Origin of the sequence: Neisseria sp. WLZKY-1 (assembly GCF_046546535.1) — a bacterium.
Classification (GTDB): domain Bacteria; phylum Pseudomonadota; class Gammaproteobacteria; order Burkholderiales; family Neisseriaceae; genus Neisseria.
On sequence record NZ_JBKGTW010000020.1, the window covers coordinates 1 to 17,330 of the forward strand.

The 17,330-nt window shown below is 53.1% G+C and carries 25 protein-coding genes and 1 pseudogene; 11 read left to right on the plus strand and 15 right to left on the minus strand.

Going from position 1 to position 17,330, the window contains the following annotated elements; translation table 11 throughout:
• Positions 1-144: 144 nt before the first annotated feature.
• From ACLD9W_RS06820 to ACLD9W_RS06830, 3 genes are read left to right on the plus strand one after another with little or no spacing between them, the layout of a single operon-like run.
• Positions 145-684 carry a TIGR02594 family protein gene (locus tag ACLD9W_RS06820; protein ID WP_410841318.1) on the plus strand — a complete coding sequence of 180 codons (540 nt, stop codon included), beginning with the start codon at positions 145-147 and terminating at the stop codon, positions 682-684.
• A gap of 1 nt (position 685) precedes the next feature.
• Positions 686-832: a hypothetical protein gene (locus ACLD9W_RS06825; RefSeq protein WP_410841319.1), complete on the plus strand. Its 147-nt coding sequence runs from the start codon at positions 686-688 to the stop codon at positions 830-832.
• The gene (locus tag ACLD9W_RS06830; RefSeq protein ID WP_410841320.1) at positions 825-1,340 is read left to right on the plus strand and encodes a hypothetical protein; all 516 of its coding nucleotides are present in this window, start codon (positions 825-827) and stop codon (positions 1,338-1,340) included. Before ACLD9W_RS06825 ends, ACLD9W_RS06830 begins: the two co-directional genes overlap by 8 nt.
• Position 1,341: 1 nt before the next feature.
• On the opposite strand, the gene xerC is transcribed toward ACLD9W_RS06830, so the two are convergent.
• The 14 genes and pseudogenes from xerC to ACLD9W_RS06900 all read right to left on the minus strand — a co-directional run bounded on the left by xerC (position 1,342) and on the right by ACLD9W_RS06900 (position 8,646).
• Positions 1,342-2,496, minus strand: coding sequence for a tyrosine recombinase XerC (xerC, locus tag ACLD9W_RS06835; RefSeq protein ID WP_410841321.1), 1,155 nt, complete (start codon positions 2,494-2,496; stop codon positions 1,342-1,344).
• A 272-nt stretch (positions 2,497-2,768) separates the two neighbouring features.
• A complete protein-coding gene (locus tag ACLD9W_RS06840; RefSeq protein ID WP_410841322.1) occupies positions 2,769-2,984 on the minus strand; it encodes a hypothetical protein in 216 nt (71 codons plus the stop codon).
• A gap of 329 nt (positions 2,985-3,313) precedes the next feature.
• Positions 3,314-3,679: a DUF551 domain-containing protein gene (locus tag ACLD9W_RS06845; RefSeq protein ID WP_410841323.1), complete on the minus strand. Its 366-nt coding sequence runs from the start codon at positions 3,677-3,679 to the stop codon at positions 3,314-3,316.
• On the minus strand, positions 3,679-3,984 hold the full coding sequence (locus ACLD9W_RS06850) for a MazG-like family protein (protein ID WP_410841324.1): 306 nt from the start codon (positions 3,982-3,984) through the stop codon (positions 3,679-3,681). Before ACLD9W_RS06850 ends, ACLD9W_RS06845 begins: the two co-directional genes overlap by 1 nt.
• A gap of 9 nt (positions 3,985-3,993) precedes the next feature.
• Positions 3,994-5,100 carry a DNA cytosine methyltransferase gene (locus ACLD9W_RS06855; RefSeq protein WP_410841325.1) on the minus strand — a complete coding sequence of 369 codons (1,107 nt, stop codon included), beginning with the start codon at positions 5,098-5,100 and terminating at the stop codon, positions 3,994-3,996.
• Between the two features lie 5 nt (positions 5,101-5,105).
• Positions 5,106-5,186 (minus strand): annotated as a pseudogene (locus tag ACLD9W_RS06860) (single-stranded DNA-binding protein); the annotation flags it as partial.
• Between the two features lie 2 nt (positions 5,187-5,188).
• Positions 5,189-5,470 carry a pyocin activator PrtN family protein gene (locus ACLD9W_RS06865; protein WP_410841326.1) on the minus strand — a complete coding sequence of 94 codons (282 nt, stop codon included), beginning with the start codon at positions 5,468-5,470 and terminating at the stop codon, positions 5,189-5,191.
• On the minus strand, positions 5,467-5,697 hold the full coding sequence (locus tag ACLD9W_RS06870) for a hypothetical protein (RefSeq protein ID WP_204812079.1): 231 nt from the start codon (positions 5,695-5,697) through the stop codon (positions 5,467-5,469). The genes ACLD9W_RS06865 and ACLD9W_RS06870 overlap by 4 nt, the downstream gene beginning before the upstream one ends.
• Before the next feature lie 54 nt (positions 5,698-5,751).
• Positions 5,752-6,603, minus strand: coding sequence for a DUF2303 family protein (locus ACLD9W_RS06875; protein WP_410841327.1), 852 nt, complete (start codon positions 6,601-6,603; stop codon positions 5,752-5,754).
• Between the two features lie 51 nt (positions 6,604-6,654).
• Positions 6,655-7,026: a hypothetical protein gene (locus tag ACLD9W_RS06880; RefSeq protein WP_410841328.1), complete on the minus strand. Its 372-nt coding sequence runs from the start codon at positions 7,024-7,026 to the stop codon at positions 6,655-6,657.
• Between the two features lie 21 nt (positions 7,027-7,047).
• Complete coding sequence (locus ACLD9W_RS06885; RefSeq protein WP_410841329.1) at positions 7,048-7,275, minus strand: hypothetical protein; 228 nt, start codon at positions 7,273-7,275, stop codon at positions 7,048-7,050.
• Positions 7,276-7,279: 4 nt separating this feature from the next.
• On the minus strand, positions 7,280-7,546 hold the full coding sequence (locus ACLD9W_RS06890) for a hypothetical protein (RefSeq protein WP_410841330.1): 267 nt from the start codon (positions 7,544-7,546) through the stop codon (positions 7,280-7,282).
• 12 nt (positions 7,547-7,558) lie between these two features.
• Positions 7,559-7,756 carry a hypothetical protein gene (locus tag ACLD9W_RS06895; RefSeq protein WP_410841331.1) on the minus strand — a complete coding sequence of 66 codons (198 nt, stop codon included), beginning with the start codon at positions 7,754-7,756 and terminating at the stop codon, positions 7,559-7,561.
• Positions 7,757-7,944: 188 nt separating this feature from the next.
• A complete protein-coding gene (locus tag ACLD9W_RS06900) occupies positions 7,945-8,646 on the minus strand; it encodes a S24 family peptidase (protein WP_410841332.1) in 702 nt (233 codons plus the stop codon).
• Positions 8,647-8,760: 114 nt separating this feature from the next.
• Between ACLD9W_RS06900 and ACLD9W_RS06905 the strand changes: the two genes are divergently transcribed.
• Together ACLD9W_RS06905 and ACLD9W_RS06910 are read left to right on the plus strand one after the other, a co-directional pair.
• On the plus strand, positions 8,761-8,991 hold the full coding sequence (locus tag ACLD9W_RS06905; RefSeq protein WP_410841333.1) for a transcriptional regulator: 231 nt from the start codon (positions 8,761-8,763) through the stop codon (positions 8,989-8,991).
• Positions 8,992-9,107: 116 nt separating this feature from the next.
• Positions 9,108-11,981, plus strand: a complete 2,874-nt coding sequence (locus tag ACLD9W_RS06910) for a DUF5906 domain-containing protein (protein ID WP_410841334.1) — start codon at positions 9,108-9,110, stop codon at positions 11,979-11,981.
• Between the two features lie 382 nt (positions 11,982-12,363).
• On the opposite strand, the gene ACLD9W_RS06915 is transcribed toward ACLD9W_RS06910, so the two are convergent.
• A complete protein-coding gene (locus ACLD9W_RS06915) occupies positions 12,364-12,546 on the minus strand; it encodes a ribbon-helix-helix protein, CopG family (protein ID WP_204812089.1) in 183 nt (60 codons plus the stop codon).
• 368 nt (positions 12,547-12,914) lie between these two features.
• Between ACLD9W_RS06915 and ACLD9W_RS06920 the strand changes: the two genes are divergently transcribed.
• The 6 genes from ACLD9W_RS06920 (at position 12,915) to ACLD9W_RS06945 (ending at position 17,323) form a co-directional block, all read left to right on the plus strand.
• Positions 12,915-13,295, plus strand: a complete 381-nt coding sequence (locus tag ACLD9W_RS06920) for a hypothetical protein (RefSeq protein WP_410841335.1) — start codon at positions 12,915-12,917, stop codon at positions 13,293-13,295.
• A 141-nt stretch (positions 13,296-13,436) separates the two neighbouring features.
• A complete protein-coding gene (locus ACLD9W_RS06925) occupies positions 13,437-14,126 on the plus strand; it encodes a hypothetical protein (protein ID WP_410841336.1) in 690 nt (229 codons plus the stop codon).
• Between the two features lie 210 nt (positions 14,127-14,336).
• The gene (locus ACLD9W_RS06930) at positions 14,337-14,828 is read left to right on the plus strand and encodes a terminase small subunit (RefSeq protein WP_410841337.1); all 492 of its coding nucleotides are present in this window, start codon (positions 14,337-14,339) and stop codon (positions 14,826-14,828) included.
• Positions 14,788-16,815, plus strand: a complete 2,028-nt coding sequence (locus ACLD9W_RS06935; protein ID WP_410841338.1) for a phage terminase large subunit family protein — start codon at positions 14,788-14,790, stop codon at positions 16,813-16,815. Before ACLD9W_RS06930 ends, ACLD9W_RS06935 begins: the two co-directional genes overlap by 41 nt.
• Before the next feature lie 44 nt (positions 16,816-16,859).
• Positions 16,860-17,066, plus strand: a complete 207-nt coding sequence (locus ACLD9W_RS06940; RefSeq protein ID WP_003757661.1) for a hypothetical protein — start codon at positions 16,860-16,862, stop codon at positions 17,064-17,066.
• A 2-nt stretch (positions 17,067-17,068) separates the two neighbouring features.
• Complete coding sequence (locus tag ACLD9W_RS06945; protein WP_410841339.1) at positions 17,069-17,323, plus strand: hypothetical protein; 255 nt, start codon at positions 17,069-17,071, stop codon at positions 17,321-17,323.
• Positions 17,324-17,330 lie beyond the last annotated feature (7 nt).

Below are 17,330 nucleotides of genomic sequence, written 5' to 3' on the forward strand. Positions count from 1 at the left end.
TGGCCGCATCCAACCTGTCGGGGCAGACGCGCAACCCGCACGAGGTTTTTTTAAACGTAGGCATCGCATCCTACTTCATGGCGCAGACATGGCGGCTGCGCCATCGGGACGCGAAAGATTGGTAACACTTTGGAGGATAAAGAAATGACTGAATTACCATGGATGGCGGAAGCCAAGAAGCACATCGGCCTGAAAGAAATCGTCGGCGCGAAGCATAACCCGAAGATTGTCGAATGGCTGAAGGAAATGGGGAATTCCCCCGGTGCGGCGAAGTCTTGGTATTTTGAAGACGAAACGCCGTGGTGCGGCCTGTTTGTCGGCTATTGCCTGGGCAAGGGCGGACGCGCCGTCATCAAAGACTGGTACCGCGCGAAGGCGTGGGCAGAAGCAGGACTGACCAAGTTGTCTAAACCCGCTTACGGCTGCATCGCCGTCAAATCGCGCAAGGGCGGCGGCCATGTGTTTTTTGTGGTCGGCAAAGACAAACAGGGGCGCATCTTGGGCTTGGGCGGCAATCAGGGTAATGCCGTGTCCGTCGTGCCTTTTAATGCTGCGGATATTGACGGCTGCTACTGGCCGTCTAAATTAGTCGACGGCAAGCCCGTCCCTTCGATGCCGTCGCCCGAACGCTACAACCTGCCCGTTACCACCGCCACGGCGGCGGCAGGCGTAAGCGAGGCGTAGCATGGGCTATCGGGAATTTTGCGAGCGCATGATTGCCGAATGGGAAGCCAAAAGCCGCGAAGCTGGCGAAAAAGCAGACTTGGCGGCTTTTGAGTTTACCGGGCGCGAAATCAAAAATTATCGGGAAATGCTGAAAAAGTATGAGTAAATTGAATTACTGGAAACTCCTCGCCGCGCTGGCGGTGATCAGCCTGTTGTTTGCCGCATGGCAGCATGACCGCAGCGCGCAATACCGGCGCGGGCAGGCGGACAAAGCCGCCGAAATCAGCCTTGCGCTGGCCGAAGCCGCCAACAAACAGGCGGCTGCCGCGCGTGAGAAAGAACGCCGCGCCGCCGCCGAACTGGCCGAAAGGCAAACCGAACTGGAAAAGGAAAGACAAGATGCTGAAAAATCTATTGGTGCTATGCGCCTTGAGCTTGACCGCCTGCGCCAACACGCCACCCGGCAAAGTGGCCGCCGAGACCTGCCCGCAACCGCTGCAACCGCCGCCGCACCTGATGGCGCGGAAAGTGCCGAAGGCTGGGAGCTACTCGGAAAATGCGCTGCGGAATATGCGGGACTGGCAGAAACAGCCGACAGTCAGGCCGCCGATTTGAGGGAATGGCAGGCGTATGGCGGCGCGGTGTCCAAACAGTTTAAGCAGCCTACAGACTGAATCAGCAATCTTTAAATAAGTCGCGGGCAACTTTGATGGCTTCGGCAAATTCGAGCCGTTCGCCGCGGCGGCGTAGGTTGACGTAGCGTTGCAGACTGCTCCAGCTGTCGTGCAACGTTACCCGTTGCATTTGCGGGATGGTTGCACCATCTTCAGCCAACCGTGTTGCGCCTTCGTGCCGCAAGTCGTGAAACCGCAAATCATGAATATCCAAAACACAGCAGGCGCGGGTAAACTGCGCACTGATGCTGGTGGCTTTCAGCGGCACAAGGCTTCCTTTTCTGCCTTCTAGTTTTGCCATCCCCTGCTGCACCGAATCTTGCAGCAATTCTTTGATAATTTCCTGTGCATTTTTGCTGACAGCAAACGATTTATTATTCCCTCTGCTGCCGTCCGGGTGTTTGATGTCTTGAATCATCCATTCTTCGTGCCTTTTGTCGTAATTGGACAGCATCATACGGCAAATTTCGTCTTGGCGGCGGCAGGTATAAATCGCCAGCCACATAATCAGGTGCATCGGAATGACGGTGCTTTTCACAATAGCGTACATCTTGTAGAAATGGTTGGTCAGCAGTTGCAACTCCTCGCCTGTCGGCAGACGGTTCCGTATTGTTGGGCGGCTGACGATCCGCCCGCGCTGCAGCCCTTCAAGCGCAAATTCGATTTCCTGCCAGCTAACCTTTAAATTCCAAACGTAAAACGCATGTTTGATAATAACCCGCATGTATTGGATGTCTTGTAAAACCGTTGCCGGTTGTACCGCTGCCAGCCCGATTTTTGCTACGCCAGCGCGTCGTTGGCGCGCATATTCCGCCACGCGGTCGCGCGTGATTTTATCCAGTGGTAGTTTGGCAATATCAAAATTGCGTAAAAGTAAAAGCCCTTGCTTTTTACTTCTGCCTATTTGCGGCAATTCCGATAAATAGCTTTCAATTGCCGCCTTTAGTGTCGGCATTCTCTTTTTGTTTATGCCTAATATCAAATCCGGATTTGCTTCAATTTCCGCTTCGCGGCGTTTCAGCCATTCTGTTGCTAGTGATTTTTTACTAAATGTTTTAGACTCGCTATATGTCGGCATGTCTGCCTTGTTGATGCGGATTTGTGCTCGCCAAACAACCGCCCCGCTGGGATTTGTGCGCTTTGTAATCGTGCCCATTTGCACCATCTCTCAAAATCAGAAAAAAGGTGCAATTATGGTACAATAGAAAAGCGGAAATAAGCAAAAATAATACGAAATAACCGAAAATGTTACAAACAAAAAACCAAGAAAAAACAAATAAAAACATACAAGATGCTGATTATATTGGTTCTCGCCGCCTATCCGTGGCTCCCATGCTCGATGGGATTGATATTTAAAATAAAATAAAAAATATCAATTACTTATAATTTATATGTATGAAATGGTGCAAATATGGCACAATAGCACTGTTATTTTTTTGCTTGGTAAAATTGGTATAGTTTGCGTAGAGCTTCTGGGCGGCTTCCACCGATTTCTTCTAGTATTGCTTTGAAATTGTTGATTGTTTCTGCGTCTGCACGAATAAGGATTTGGGCAAGTTCTCCGCGTTCGAGTTTTTCGCGTTGCCATTTAGCGGTTGTTGCTTTTCGTAGGGCTTTGCTGTGTTTGGTGTTGGCGTTTGACATGGTTTTTTCTTTCGGGTAAAGTGATTGCAGAAAGGTGGTTGGGAATGGGCGGCGTTGCCGCCGCCCTTTGGTTAATCACACAGTTTTATTAGTAGGCTGGGTAGCTGATTACTAGTAAAACCACCAAGATTAGGAATCTTATCATCTTCATCACCTCCTTTCTTTTTCGGATTTCCCGCTGTTCCCGCAGCGGGATTTCTTTATTCCTAATCGTTGGAATAATTATAGGATAACCTATAATAAAGGTCAAGTGTTTCCTTTAATTTTTTTGTAAAAGTATCCGATTTTGCAACAAAAAACAGGCTGCGTTTGCAGCCTGTTTGTGCTTTTCAATCTCCTTCAGGCGGAGCGGGAAGCGGTTGCCAGTGGGTTATTGCCGCCGTAGCGTTAATATCCGCGCCCCAGTGTTCGCGGTACGTTTTGCCGTCAAAATAACCAATAGCGCAATAGGCGATAATGCCTTTACCTTCGTATCTACCGCATAACAGCACCCTTGTGCCTATTTCAGGTAGCCTGTCCTCCACGCTTATCCATTCGGGTTGGGCGGCTTTGGCTTGCCAGCCTTCCCATTTGTACTGCGTGCCGAGGCGGCTGTATTCGTCGCCTACTCGTTCCGTCTGCGGATTGGTTGGATATAGCTCGGCCATCCACGCCTCAAACGCCAGGCGCTCTTGTTCGATTCTTTCGGGTGTCATCACACATCTTCCTCTTTCACAAACACGCCATCTTTCATTACGCCCCGCCGGTCTTTGATTTCGTCATAGGCTTGGGCGATGCAATCTTCTATCTGCAAGCCGTTCTGTGCGGCCAGGATAGTCAGCACGACTACACAATCACCGATGCTGTCGGCTATCTTGGTGCGCTGGCGGCCACGGGAAATATCAGCGGCCAGTTCACCTGTCTCTTCTACGAGTTTCGCGAGCTGTCGGAAACTGTCGCTGCCTACGATAAGGTTGCGGGCTTCTGCCCATTCGCGGATTTGCTGGAATGTTTGGATCATGATTGCTCCTTAATTTGGATTGCTTGGGATTAATTGCCGGATGCGCTGGCCTATCCAGCGCATCACTGGCACGGCCATGCTGTTGCCGATTGCTTTGTAGCGCGAACCGTCCGGGCAGTCGGCGGCGGGTTTGCCGCGCCACGGGATTAGCGTGTAGTTGTCGGAGAAGCCTTGCAGCCTTTCGCATTCGATCGGCGAGAATCTGCGTACCTGCAGGCCGTCTGAAACGGCGTGGCGGTCACGGGCGGTTAATGTATAGGCCGTGCCGTCGCTTGATATGCCCAGCCCCGCGCATCCGCTCGTGCCTTCCGGGTTTTTGTCAATAATGTTGCCGTGCACGACAATCAGGGTTTCGCTGCCGCCTTGCAGTGCGCCTCCGCTCGCTTTTACCGTCCCTCCGATTTCGGACTGTCTGTAAGTTCCAAAGCTGCTTTCAATAAAGGCGGTAGGGTTTTCCCCCTGCGTTGCGCCCTCAATAGTATTCCCCGCTTGGCTTTGCCGCTCAAAAAGTATTTCTGCGGGGTCTTCGCTTCCAGCACTTGCGACAAGGAAGACGCGGCGGCGGCGTTGGGGGACTCCGAAATATTGCGCGTCAAGGATACGCCACGCGATGCGGCGTTTGTGTCCAAGCACATAACCTGCGTTCGTCCATCTCTGCCCTGCCAGGACGAGCGGCATATCTTCTCCGGCCAGTCCACCCAAAAAACATCCGAAGGCGTTGTCTTTGGTGCTGAGTACGCCCGGCACGTTTTCCCAAACGAGGATGCAGGGCGGCTGCCCGTTTCGGGCGCGAATAAAGTCAATTGCATCTAATATCCTAATCAAGACTAAGGTTAAATTGCCTCGCTCGTCGCCCAAACTGCCGCGCAACCCGGCCACAGAAAAGGCCTGGCAGGGCGTGCCGCCGACAAGGATGTCGGGCGCTTCCACCGCGCCGGAGAGGATTTTACCGACAAGCAGGGTCATGTCGCCGTGGTTGGGGATGTGCGGCCAATGATGGGATAGGACGGCGCAGGGGAACGGCTCGATTTCGGCGAACCATGCGGGCTGCCAACCCAACGGTTCCCACGCCACGGATGCGGCTTCTATGCCGCTACACAGGCTGCCGTAGCGCATTTTCAGACGGCCTCGCTGTTGGGCATGTAGCGCACTTCGGGGTCGCGGCCTAAGCGGCCGATTAGGATGGCTTTGTTTAGCATCATCCTTATTCCATATTGTTCATTTTTGTCCATGTTTCCGATGCTTCTTCACGGATAGATTCCAACCATGCGGCGATATCGGCAACATTGACGAAATAGGTGGTTTTTTGTGATTTGTCGGCTTGAAAGACGGGGAAGGGTAGGGTCTGCACTTTGGCGCGGCGGCGGGCGATGTCTATGCTTAGGTGTGGCATGAAATCGGCGCAGGCGGTTTCTAGTGTGATGACAGGGTTACGGTAGCGCAGGGCAAGCATGAAGCCGGTGTCGAGTGCAGGGGTGTGTGTCATGATCGGTTTCCTTTTTGCAGTTCGGCGATTTTGTCTTCCCGCCGTTGTAGTGCCGGTTGGCTGATGGCTTGGTGTTTGGGGCATGTGTGGCGTGCCGGCAGGTAGTGCCAGTTTTCGCCGTGTGTGCAGGCGGCCAGTTTGTGTTGCAGGAGTGGCGCGGGTTCCGGTTCTCCGCTTTTCCCTATTTTTGTGGTTTGCCAGTGGCGGCAGTTTAGGCAGGTATTCATGGCGTGCCGTTTTTTGGGTTGGCCGTCTGTATGTTCAGACGGCCTTTGTGATGTTTAGAATTTGCCGAAGTAGATTTCCGTGTCGGCCAGGGCTTTTTGCAGTTCGTCTGCAATGTCTTTGGCGGCCTGTTCGATGATGGCGTCAATTTGTTGCAGTTCGTACCATAGGTTTAGTGCGCCGCTGTTTTTGTCGATGCGGAATTTCAGCAGGGCCTCGACAAAGTAGGAATCTCCACCTTGATAGGGGGTAAAGGAGATGCCGAATCGCTCGAAGGCTTTCAGGTTTTTTTCGGTTTGCCCCGAATCTTCGCTTTGGAAAGTGAAGTTGATGCGGCCGTCTTGTTCGCGGTAGCCTTGTTTGAAGGTGGTTTTTTCGGTGTACTCAAGATTGAGGGCAAAATCCAGCACTTCGGCGGCAGTCGGGTAGGCGGCGGCTTCGTTCGCGGGGTTTTTCGATACGATGTGGCGGGCGTGGGCGGTTAAAAAATGGGCGAAGGTTGCCTGATTCATTTTTTCGCCGCTTGAATCCAGCCATCTTGAGGCGGCAGGGGTGAGCATTGGATTGTAATGGGCGTGGAATCCGCACCAGCCTGCTTCTGTGGCGGTGTGTCCGTCGATAACGGCGCGAACGGATATCCGGCCTGTTTTAAAGTCTGCATCAATGAAAACTTGTGTGCCTTCCTGTTTGTGTTTTTGAACAAATTTAATCAGGCTTGCGGTATCATGCAGGATGAAGGCTCCTTTTTTGCGCAAGGGCTTTTCCAGTAGTGAAGTGTCGGCTTTGACTTCCCATTCGCCTTCGCCTACAGGTGTGAAAACGAGCGGCGTGCCGTTCGGGGTAAATTCGTAAAAAGGTTTCTGTGCGGCCGCGAGTGCGGTTTCAATCATGTTTTTTTGGTTTTCCATTGCGGATTTCCTTTTCTAGGTGGTTAATCGGCGGGTTGCCCCGCCGTGGGGTTAAGCTGTTTTTTCGCCGGTTTTGACGAATCGCAGCGGTTTATCTTCGCTTTCGGCTGCTTTAAGGTTTAATTTGCCTTGCGCCGGGTCTTCGGCTTGGATGTTGCCGTCGGGGGTGGCGAAAACGATGCCGCCTTCGCGTTTTTCTTTTGGCAGTTTGCTTGTTACGTCGTGGGCAATTTTTACCGTGCCGTGGCTGATGTTTTGCGCCGTGATTTTGAGTTTGAGGGTTACTTCGGCCTGCTTGCCGTGTGCCAGGCAGGCGCGGACGGCTTCACTCATTGCTTCGCCGAGTTCGGCATCTAGCCAGCCGCCGTTTACGTTTGGTATTTGCACGCTGGCGGGGATGATTTTCTTTTCTTTGGTTTCCATTTCAGGTTTCCTTTTGGTTGCTTAGGGATATTTCCGCCAATAGGCGGGTTTCAAAATTTCGGGCATCGGCGGGGTTTCGTGGTTGGGCAGTCCTGCGGCTTGCGCCGAAAGGGCGTAGCGGCGGGCGGATTTTTGTTCGATGCAGGCTTTGCAGGATTTCACTAGGATTTTTCCGTTGCCGTTTTTGCGGGCGTAGTCGCTTGCGGGCTTTTCCTTGCCGCACCGTGTGCATCTGATTTGTGTTTCCATATCCTTACTCCACCGGTTCGTAGGGCGGATGCCAGTTAGCTAGGTCTGCGGTTTCAAATTCTTTGGCGGCTTTCGCGTCCCTTTCGGCAGCTTCAGCCTCTACGACATCCATGCGCTTCATCCATGCGATGCGATCTTTCACTTCCTGTTGTGTTTGTTCAGCATTCCATGCCTGCGGTGCGGTGTTCGCGGGTTGTGCCTCGCATCCGCCGTAGGCCGCAATGAGGAGCAGGGATGCTGAAAACAGGAGCCAGTTAAAAATCTTTGCCATTTTCCCGCCCCTTTAGTCGAGTACGCGCGCCGATTCGCCGATATAGGCTTGCGGCCAGCGTTGGCGGATGATTTCCAGCGCCTCGACTTTGTTGTCGGTTTGAATGTGGTTTCGGAGGATGGTGCACCGTCCATCTGCTGTTTCGGCGATGGAGGCGATTTCGACGTCTTCGCCGCCGTGGCGCGGCAGCATGACCGGGTAGGTTTTCATGTTGATTCCTTGGTGTTTCGTTTTGATGGAATCAATATTAGCGTAACGCTAATATATAAGCAATAGCGTAACGCAGCTTATTTTATAGCGTTTTGATTTAAAAGATAATATTTTTTAGCGTTTTGCACAAAAAGTATAAAAAAGAGGCTACCTGAAATTTCAGGTAGCCTTTATTGAGGGAAATGGCGTTATCGGAATTGTTTAAAACCCCAGCTCCCCTTTATTTTCCCAATAATATGAATATTATCCGAATCTTCCGGGCGAACTTCTTCATCGCGGTATTTGGGGTTATCGCTTATTATCAGCAAAACCCCGGTCGAAGTCATTTGCAGGCGTTTGGCCCTTCTGCCCGCTGGAGTATAGATAACATAAAGCCCATCTCCATCAAAATAATCAATCCCAGTATCTACAAATAGGATTTCATCGGGCTCTATTGTGCCACTCATCGAATCGCCTGTGCCAGTAATGATGTGGATGCGTGATATTGCGCCGCCAAAATGTGTTTTTGCCCATGATTCAGCTACGGCCACAAAATCGACAATCTCAACCGGGGAATCGTCTAATGTTCCTACACCCATTTGGGCCTTAACATTTAACACACTGAATTTAATATATCCTTCCGGCACAATATAGTCACCACCTAACATCATTACGCTATCCAACGGCTGATCAAACCATGCGCGCGGTTTGCCGGTGGCAATTTCTATTTCGCGCGCTGTTTCAGACTTGAGCGAGCGCGGCTTGCCGGTTCGAGAATCAGGGGAGGCATTCAGCCATTGGCTAATTTGAGAGGCTGATTTGTTGATGGCTTCGCTCAATTTGCCTTGTCCGCCGTATTCGTCAATTAGCATTTGTAGGCGTTGGCGGTAGGTTTCTTCGATAGTTTTCATAAATTTTCCCTTTCTGATGCTGTATTTTAGCAATTTGCTAAATTTATACTATACGCGAAACGCTTGCTTTTTATTTAGCGTTTCGCTAAACTATAAAAAACGTTGGAGATAAAAATGAATTTAAATGAGTACCTAAAGCGCGGCGGGCGTGGTTCGCTGGTAGCGCTGGCCGAAAAAATCGATGCTCATGCGCCAGATGTGAGCAGTTGGGCTTCAGGCCGCCGCCCCGTTCCGCCAGTCCGTTGTGCTGCGATTGAGGCCGCCACCGATGGAGAGGTTACCCGCAAAGACCTCCGTCCGGATGACTGGCAAGAGATTTGGCCGGAGTTGGCCGAAGCTGTTTGAGTTTTTTAACTGCGCCGCCCGATATTTTCCGGCATCGGGATTTTCCACCTGCCTACCTTGTTTAGGGGGGGGCAGGCTTTTTTTATGCCTGAATTTTGTAAAAAGGCCGTCTGAATATGGACAAACTGGATTTTAAAAACGTGGCTTCCGCAGCCCTTGCCGCCGCCGACAATCTGTTGGCGGAATGGCTGCCGTCCGGGCGTTATAAGGGGCATGAGTTTTACGCCCTCAATCCGACCCGTGCGGATAAGCACCTCGGATCGTTCGTGGTCAATACGCATACGGGGCAGTGGTCGGATTTTGCCACCAGCGATTCGGGCGGCGATTTGATTTCGCTGTATGCCTACTGTTTTACAAACGGCAATCAGGGAGAGGCGCTGAAGGCCGTGGCCGAACGGCTGCGAATCGGGGACTTTTCCGCCGTGGAGAAGAAGGAGTGGCACGGCACGCCGAATACGGGCAGGGAGCGGCGCAATTGGACGGCCATCCTGCCGTTTGACGAGGCGCGGCTGCAAACGCTGTCGGGCGCGCGGTGCTACCAATATGCCAAGGGTAGTAAGGCGGAAGGCTTGCGGGCGGTATACCGCGATGCCGGGGGACGGCCGCTGTGCGTGGTGCAGCGGTTTGTCGACGAGGAGGGCGGCAAGAGTGATTTGCCTTTTGTCTGGGCACAGTCGGACGACGGCGTGCAGGCGTGGGCAAACCGCCGCCCCGCCGCGCCCACGCCGTTGTTTGGGTTGAATGATCTGGCCGCGAAGCCCGATGCGCCCGTGTTGGTGGTCGAGGGCGAAAAATGCCGCATGGCCGCGCAGGATTATTGGTATCTCAAGGATTGGGCGGTGATTTCGTGGCTGGGCGGCTGCAACGGCTGGAAAACGGCGGATTGGTCGCCGTTGTCGGGGCGGGAAGTCGTGATTTGGCCCGATTGCGACGGGCAGAGGCAAAAGCTGTCGAAACAAGGCCGGGATGAAGGGCTGTCGGCGGACGGTATGCCTTACCTGCCGTGGCTGGAGCAGCCCGGCATGAAGGCCGCGCTGGGGATAGCCGAAAAGCTGGAGGAGTTGGAATGCGCAGTTAAAATCGTGCCCGTTCCGCCGCCGGGGGATTGGCCGTCGGGCTACGATATTGCGGATGTGATACAGGATACCGAGCCTTTGGCTTCGGTGGCGGAGATGTTGGATTGGGCGGTTGCGTGGCCGCTGCCCGAAGGTTTCGCGCCGCCGTCTTTCCGCCGCCTTTGGGAAGAGGATGCGCCGTCTGAAAATGCACGCGCCGATGCGGCGGGCGGCGGCGGAGGGGAAGGCGCGGGTTTGGCGGAGTTGGCGGAGGATGTGCCCCAGTCGTCGGATTTGCTGGAAAACTACGCGCAAATCGGGCTGAAGGAAAAGGCGTTGAACCTGCATACGGGGGAGACTTTCAGCCGCAGCCAGTTGGAAAAGGTGTTTTCGCGGCCGCTGGTGGCGGCGTGGCTGCGTTTCCCCGAACGGAAGACGTTGTCCGAATTGCAGTCGTCCATCCTGATTAAGCAGAAAAAGCTGGAGGCGATGGCCGTTGTCAGCGACGATTTCAAGGATGCGTTGAACCGCTATATTTATTTGGACGGGACGACGGACGCTTTCGACCGCCATTTGCAATGCATCGTATCGCTGGCCGCCGTGAAGGCCGCGATACCCGAAGAATTCGAAGACTGGTGCAAATCGCCCGGGCGGCTGGTCTGCCCGATGAAGAACTACGTGTTCGACCCTTCCATGTCCTGCGGCGTGGTGATGGATGAAAAAAAGGGGGAGGTTAGACACATCAATATGTTTACCGGCCTGCCCGTGAAGGCCGAAGAGCCGGATATCGAGGTGCCGACCGATATGCCTTTGGAGGAGCTGATCGGCCATTTCCCGAAATGCGGCCACATTATCGGCCTAATCCGCCATCTGTGCGCGGGCAACGGCGATTTGAGCGCGGATTGCACGGAATGGGTGCTGAACTGGCTGGCCTGCCGTTTCAGACGGCCTCATGAAAAGCCCGCTACCGCGCTGGTATTCATTTCCGAAACGCAGGGGGTGGGAAAATCGACCTTCGGCGAAAAAGTGGTGAAGCGGCTGTTCGGCGATTACCTGCGCCAACTCGACCAAAACGCGCTGGAATCGCGCTTCAATGCCGCGCTGCTGTTTGCGCTGGTAACGATATTCGAGGAAATCAGCCCGTCGGACGAGCGGCTGAACGTTATCGGCAAGCTGAAAAACATGATCACGTCGGATGTGATTATGGTGGAGCGCAAAGGGCGCGATGCGGAAAGGCACAACGACTTCAATTCCTTCATTATCTTTTCCAACGACGAGCGTTCCATCCCCATTGAGAGCAACGACAGGCGTTTTATGGTCTTGTCGTGCAACCGCAAATACAGCGACGAACAATACGAAGCCCTGGCGGAGGAAATCGAAAACGGCGGCATTGAAGAATTTGCCCGCTTCCTATGCGCCCTGCCGCTGATGTATACTGCCGAAAGGATACGGACGGAGGACGGGTGGCAGCCCGTGCGCCGCCCTTTTACGCCGCACAGCAAACCGCTTCCCACGCCCATCAAACGGCGGATGGTCAATCTCAATAAGCCCTCTTGGGAGGCTTTTTTGGACGACTGGCGGTGCGGCGACCTCGATCTGCCCTTCATCTCCTGCGCGGCGGGCGATTTGTGGCAGGTGTACAAGGCTTGGTGCGCCAACACAAAAACCTTCCACATGCAGCAGAAGAATTTTTACGCCAACATCGGCAAACGCTTGGCCGACTGCCGCAGCACGGTCAAAATACGCGCGCAAAACCGGACGCTGCGCTTTTTCGCCGTGCCGCATCCGCAGCTGTCGGAAACGAACCGGGCCAAATACCCGCCGCCGAACACGGACTGTACCGCCCGCGATGCGTCCGCTGCCGTCAGCAAGGCCGATTATTACGGCCGCCAGATAGAGGATTTCAATATTGCCGCCGAACTGCCCAATATTTAGCCCGTTTGTGCGGGGTTTGCACCGTTTGTGCGGACTACCGCCGCCCGCAAACCCGCATGGTTATTAGTTTGTGCGGTTTGTGCGGTTTGTGCGGGGTAGTTATCCCATACGCGCGAAGACGATATTTAGTCTTCGCGCTTTTATTTTGTCTGTTTTATACACCATGTCATATTTTGCCCTTTTTACCCCTTTTTTATTGTTTCCTCCATATGGAATATTGAAAAAGTACGCACAAACCGCACAAACTAATAACCATGCGGGTTTGCGGTTGGTATGCACCCCGCACAAACGGGCATTTCCACGCACAAATCCTGATTTTAAAGGGAAAAGTAAAAAGGCCGTCTGAAAGCGGTTTTCAGACGGCTTGTGCGGGCGCGGCGGGCTAGGATATTTTGGCGGCGTATTCCTGCAAGGCTTCTTTGAGTATCTGCACCTGCGATTTGCCTGTTTGGGCGGCCAGCCGTTCAAACAATGCCAGCGTGTCGGCATCCAGCGAAAACGCCTTGCTTTTGATGCCGCGTTTTTCGTTGCTGCGCTTTTGAATTTCCTGTCTTGACAAGGCCATGATGTTTCCTTTAAAGTTTTGAGTAACGGCGGGGTGTGCTACCACCCCACCGCTTCTCAAAGGTTAATAGGCGTTAGCCGAAATAACCAAGAGAAGGATAAAAATGAACCATCTCATTTTTGATTCCTTCCGAAAGTGCCTTAAGCGGGATTGCAGGTTGGCGTTTTACCTGTCGGTTCTTTCCCAACCGACGAATAAATTATATCCTAACTTACCATTCCGAACAAGCATTTTCAGTATGAAAGCCCGATTTATTCGGGCTTTTTTTCTTTTAAAAATCATATCGTTTCTGTTATAATCCATGCAAAATAAAGCCCCGCCAGACGGGGCTAGCGCGTATAACCGTGCCGGAAAGAATCGCACGGAAAATGAAATTTGAATTGGATTTGCTTTTGGAATGGTGGGCGGAATGGTCTGCCAAACGAGAGGACAACGGTTTAGGCTTCGGCTGCAGTCGTTTTAACCGTTTGATGGCGGCGGGCAACCTGCCGCCGCGAACGGAATTTGCAGCTATCCTGCCTTATGGCGTTGATGGCGATGGAATAGCTAGCGTGATGGATCAGGCGATTTGTCGGCTGAATCCGAATCGCAAAGAGGCGATTATGGCGGAGTATCGTCGAATTGGGACTCAAGAGGCAAAGGCGCGGGCGTTTGGTATTAGTCGTGCAGCTTATGAAGATAGAGTTAAGCGGGCGCGGATGAATCTCAAGGCGGATTTAGCTGTTAAAAAATTGTTAAAAGCCTGTTGACGGTTTCCCTGAAAACTGTTTAAATCATGGCAAGCTGTGTTTAACTGTATGTGCGGTTAACGCAGCTTTTTCATTTTCCGTTTTTAATCATTAAATAGGCCGTCTGAAATTCAGGCGGCCTTACTTTTTGCGTGGCGTTAAATGTTTCGGGTGGATGTAGATTTAAATGCAGCGGTTGCTCAAGTGGATGATCTGCACAAAAGGCAGATTCCGTTTGCGGCAAAAAATGCGCTGAATAAATTGGCAGCTCGAGTGATTGAGGCGGAAAAAGAGGAAATGAAGACGGTGTTTTTTAATCCGATTGCTTGGACGCTAAATAGCCTATTTATTAGGCAATATGCCGATAAATCAAATTTATTGGCTATTGTCGATTTCAAAGACGGCGCGGGCGGGCGAAGTGCGGGTAAATATTTGCAGGCGCAGATTACCGGCGGCGGCCGGCGGGCAAAAGCAGTGGAAAACTTTTTCGTTGCTCATGGCCTGATGCCGGCTGACCATAAAATTGTGCCGTCGGATTCCGTCCGGCTTGACCGGCACGGCAATATTACATTATCGGCTTTCAAGGCAATGGTTCGCGGGGTGGCGGAAGGCACGCATTTTGCATTACTCAAACCGCATGGCAAATTGGTTCCCGGATTGTATCGGCGGGGAAAGCGCAAGAAAAAAACTCGCGGATCGAAACCGAAAGTCGAAGCTCTTTTAATTTATGTCGGCAAGGCCGATTACAACAAACGCCTGCGGTATTTTGAGACGGCTAAAGAGGTCGCTGCGGCAGAAGGCCGGCAGATTTTTGCCGCCGAATTGGCTGCTGCAATAAAAACAGCCCGTTAAGGTACTTCCGAGGGTTTGGGGCACGCGGGTAATTCGCGCCCCGATTTCTGTTAAGCGACAGGTTGTATTAGCTTCCTTACTTGGTTTTGATAGAGTGGTTTTATTAGATTTAGTTTTTGATTGGACTTGGTTTTTTATTTTTGCTGGGTAGGTTGATTTATTTGGGTCAAATAGTTTGGGTTGGGTGAGTTTTGAGGGGTAAAGGTCGTTATGCTGGTGAACAAAAGGCAGCTTTCGGAAATTGTTGGTGTTTCCGAACGGTCGCTGACGGAATGGCAAAAGGAAGGTTTGCCGGTTGCCAGTTATGCGGACAACCGAGGGCAGGCCAATGAATATGAAAGTGCGGCGGTTATCCGCTGGATGGTGCAGCGGGAGTTGGAGCGGCTGAATAAGGAAAAACCCCGCGACAGGCTGGACAGGCTGAAAGCAGATGCAATAGAACTTGATTTAAAGGAGCGCACGGGTGAATTAGCTCCAGCCGCTTTATTCGAACGTGCATGGGCTGACCATATTTTGGCTGCGCGCACGGAGTTTCTCACTTTGCCGGAGCAGTTGGCGATAGAGTTGAGTGCGACGGCGGGGGTGGAAATCGATCCTGATGCTATTGCTTCGCATATAAACAAAGCGTTGGAAAAGCTGGCGAATTATGGAGCGGAAGACGATGCAGACGACAATGGCGGATATGCAGGCGCGGATGGCTGAAACGGTGGCGCGGGTGTTGCGGCAGGCGTGCCGGAAATGGGCACCGCCGCGCAAAATTAAAACCCGCGACTGGGCGAACAAGTACCGCTATCTTTCCAGCATAGAGGCCGCCCGACCGGGCAAATACGTTTTGGACGTAACGCCGTATCTGGCATGGGAAAACAGCCCGCTTGATGCGCTGGACGACCCGTCCGTGCAAGTGGTTGTTTGCCAGAAGTCGGCGCAAGTGGCGTGGACTTCGGGTGTGCTGGGTAACTTTTTGGGCAAATCCATCGATACCGAGCCCAGTCCGATACTGGTTCTGTTCCCGAAAGAGGGGGCGGCTAAAGAGTACATGGACGAAAAATTCGTTCCGATGGTCGAAGCGACGCCCGCCTTGCGCGAGAAAGTCGATACCCGTATCCGTGCGCAAGGGCAGCGGCAGTTGTTCAAGAAATTCCCCGGAGGTTTTCTGAAGCTGGTGGGCAGTAACAGCCCCGCCAGTGTGAAATCGTCGCCGGTGCCGATTGTGTGTGTGGAAGAGCCGGACGACTGTAACCTGAACCTGCGCGGTCAGGGCGACAGCATCAAGCTGGCGAAGGAGCGCACCAAAACCTACCGCCGCCCGAAAATCGTATTAGGCGGTACGCCGACTATTGCGGGCGTCTCGACAATCGCCGCCGAAATGGAGTTGTCGGACAAGCGCGTCGGCATGGTGCCGTGCCACGAATGCGGCGAAGCCCATGTGTTGAGCTTCGATTACCTTTCTTGTGACGAAGACCCGAACGGCAACCATCCCGTTTTCGGCAAAAAGCTGCCGGAAACGGCGCATTACACCTGCCCGAACTGCGGCGCGGTGTGGAACGATATGCAGAAAAACCGTAATGTGCGGCGCGGTTGGTGGCAGGCGACCGCGCCTTTTCACGGCACCGCAGGTTTTTACCTGAACGAGCTATACAGCCCGTTCCCCGGCAGTGTGTTTTCCGAACTGATGAAAAAATGGTTGACCGCGCAATACGAAGCGGACAACGGCGATATATCGCCGATGATTGCCTTCGTCAATTCGTCCATCGGCATTCCGTTTGAGATGACCAACGACGGCGTGAAGGAAGACGAACTGGCAGAACGCGGCGAAGACTACGCCGAAAACACCGTACCGCGAGGCGGCCTGATTCTGACGATGGGCGTGGACGTGCAACATGACCGGCTGGCCGTCATCATCCGCGCATGGGGGCGAGGCGAGGAAAGCTGGCTGGTTTGGTGGGGCGAAATCCACGGCAACACGGTGGACGTCAAATCCGACGTGTGGCGCAAACTGGCCGAGATGATTTTTCAGACGGCCTACAAGCACGAAACCGGCGCGGGAATGAAAATCGCGGCGGTATCGATAGACAGTTCGGACGGCAATACCTCCGACGCGGTGTATCACTTTGTGCGCGGCTGCCGCGGCGTGAAAGCGGTGAATGTGATGGCGGTCAAGGGCAGCACCAACCCCGATAAAGAGATTTTCAGTCGGGCGCGGGCGATTGACTTGAAGCACAAAAACACCAAGGCCGACAAATTCGGCGTGCAGGTATACAGCGTCGGCGTATCGCGGGCGAAGGACTTGCTGATAGACGAGCATGCGCGCATCAATCTGGAAGGAAGCGGGGCAGGGCGGATGCACTTTTACAAAGATGTCCGCGCCGACTACTGCGGCCAGTTGTTGAGCGAAGTCAAAGTACCCAGCCGCATGAACAAGCACAAAAAGGTTTGGCAGAAAAAAGTCGGCGTACGAAACGAGGCATTGGACTGCGAAGTCTATGCCCTGCACGCCGCCCGCTCGGTCGGCACGCATACCATGTCGTCGGCAAAATGGGCGTTATACGAAAACGCGCTGTTGCAGTCGGAACTGTTTGCCGAACCGAAACCTGCCGAACAGGCACAGGAAAAACCGAAGGCCGACAATGGCGGCGGTTTTGCGGCAAACAGGCGGCGTAAGGGCGGTAACTTCGCTACCAATTATTGATTCAGGCCGTCTGAAATTCAGACGGCTTTTTTACGGTATTAACCATGAACGAAAAAGAACAGGTTCTATCACACATTCGGACGCATCCGGGTTGCACATCGACCGGTGTTGCCAATGAGGTGTATGGAAAGCAGAAGTGGAGCGGCTGGATTCTTGCCCGCCGCGATATTGATACGCTGATTGAGGAAGGCTTGGTGGAAGAGCGTTTCGAGGAAGGCGTCAGTAAATTTTATGCAAAAGAGGCCGTCTGAAAATGAACGGTAATGAGTATGCGGTAGAGCTTGAAGAAGCGCGAGAAATTCTGAACAGCCTTCGAAAAGCCTACAAGGAACATGCGGCAGGCAGGGGCATGACCAAGCGGTACAAAATCAAAGACCGCGAAATGGAGTTTTCCAGCCTTGCCGATTTATTGAAGCAGATACGGTTCTGGCAGCAGGAAATTACGCGGCTGGAAGCGGCGGCGGGTGTTTCCCCGCGCCGTTCAGGCCGTATCATCACGCGATTTTAGGATGAGC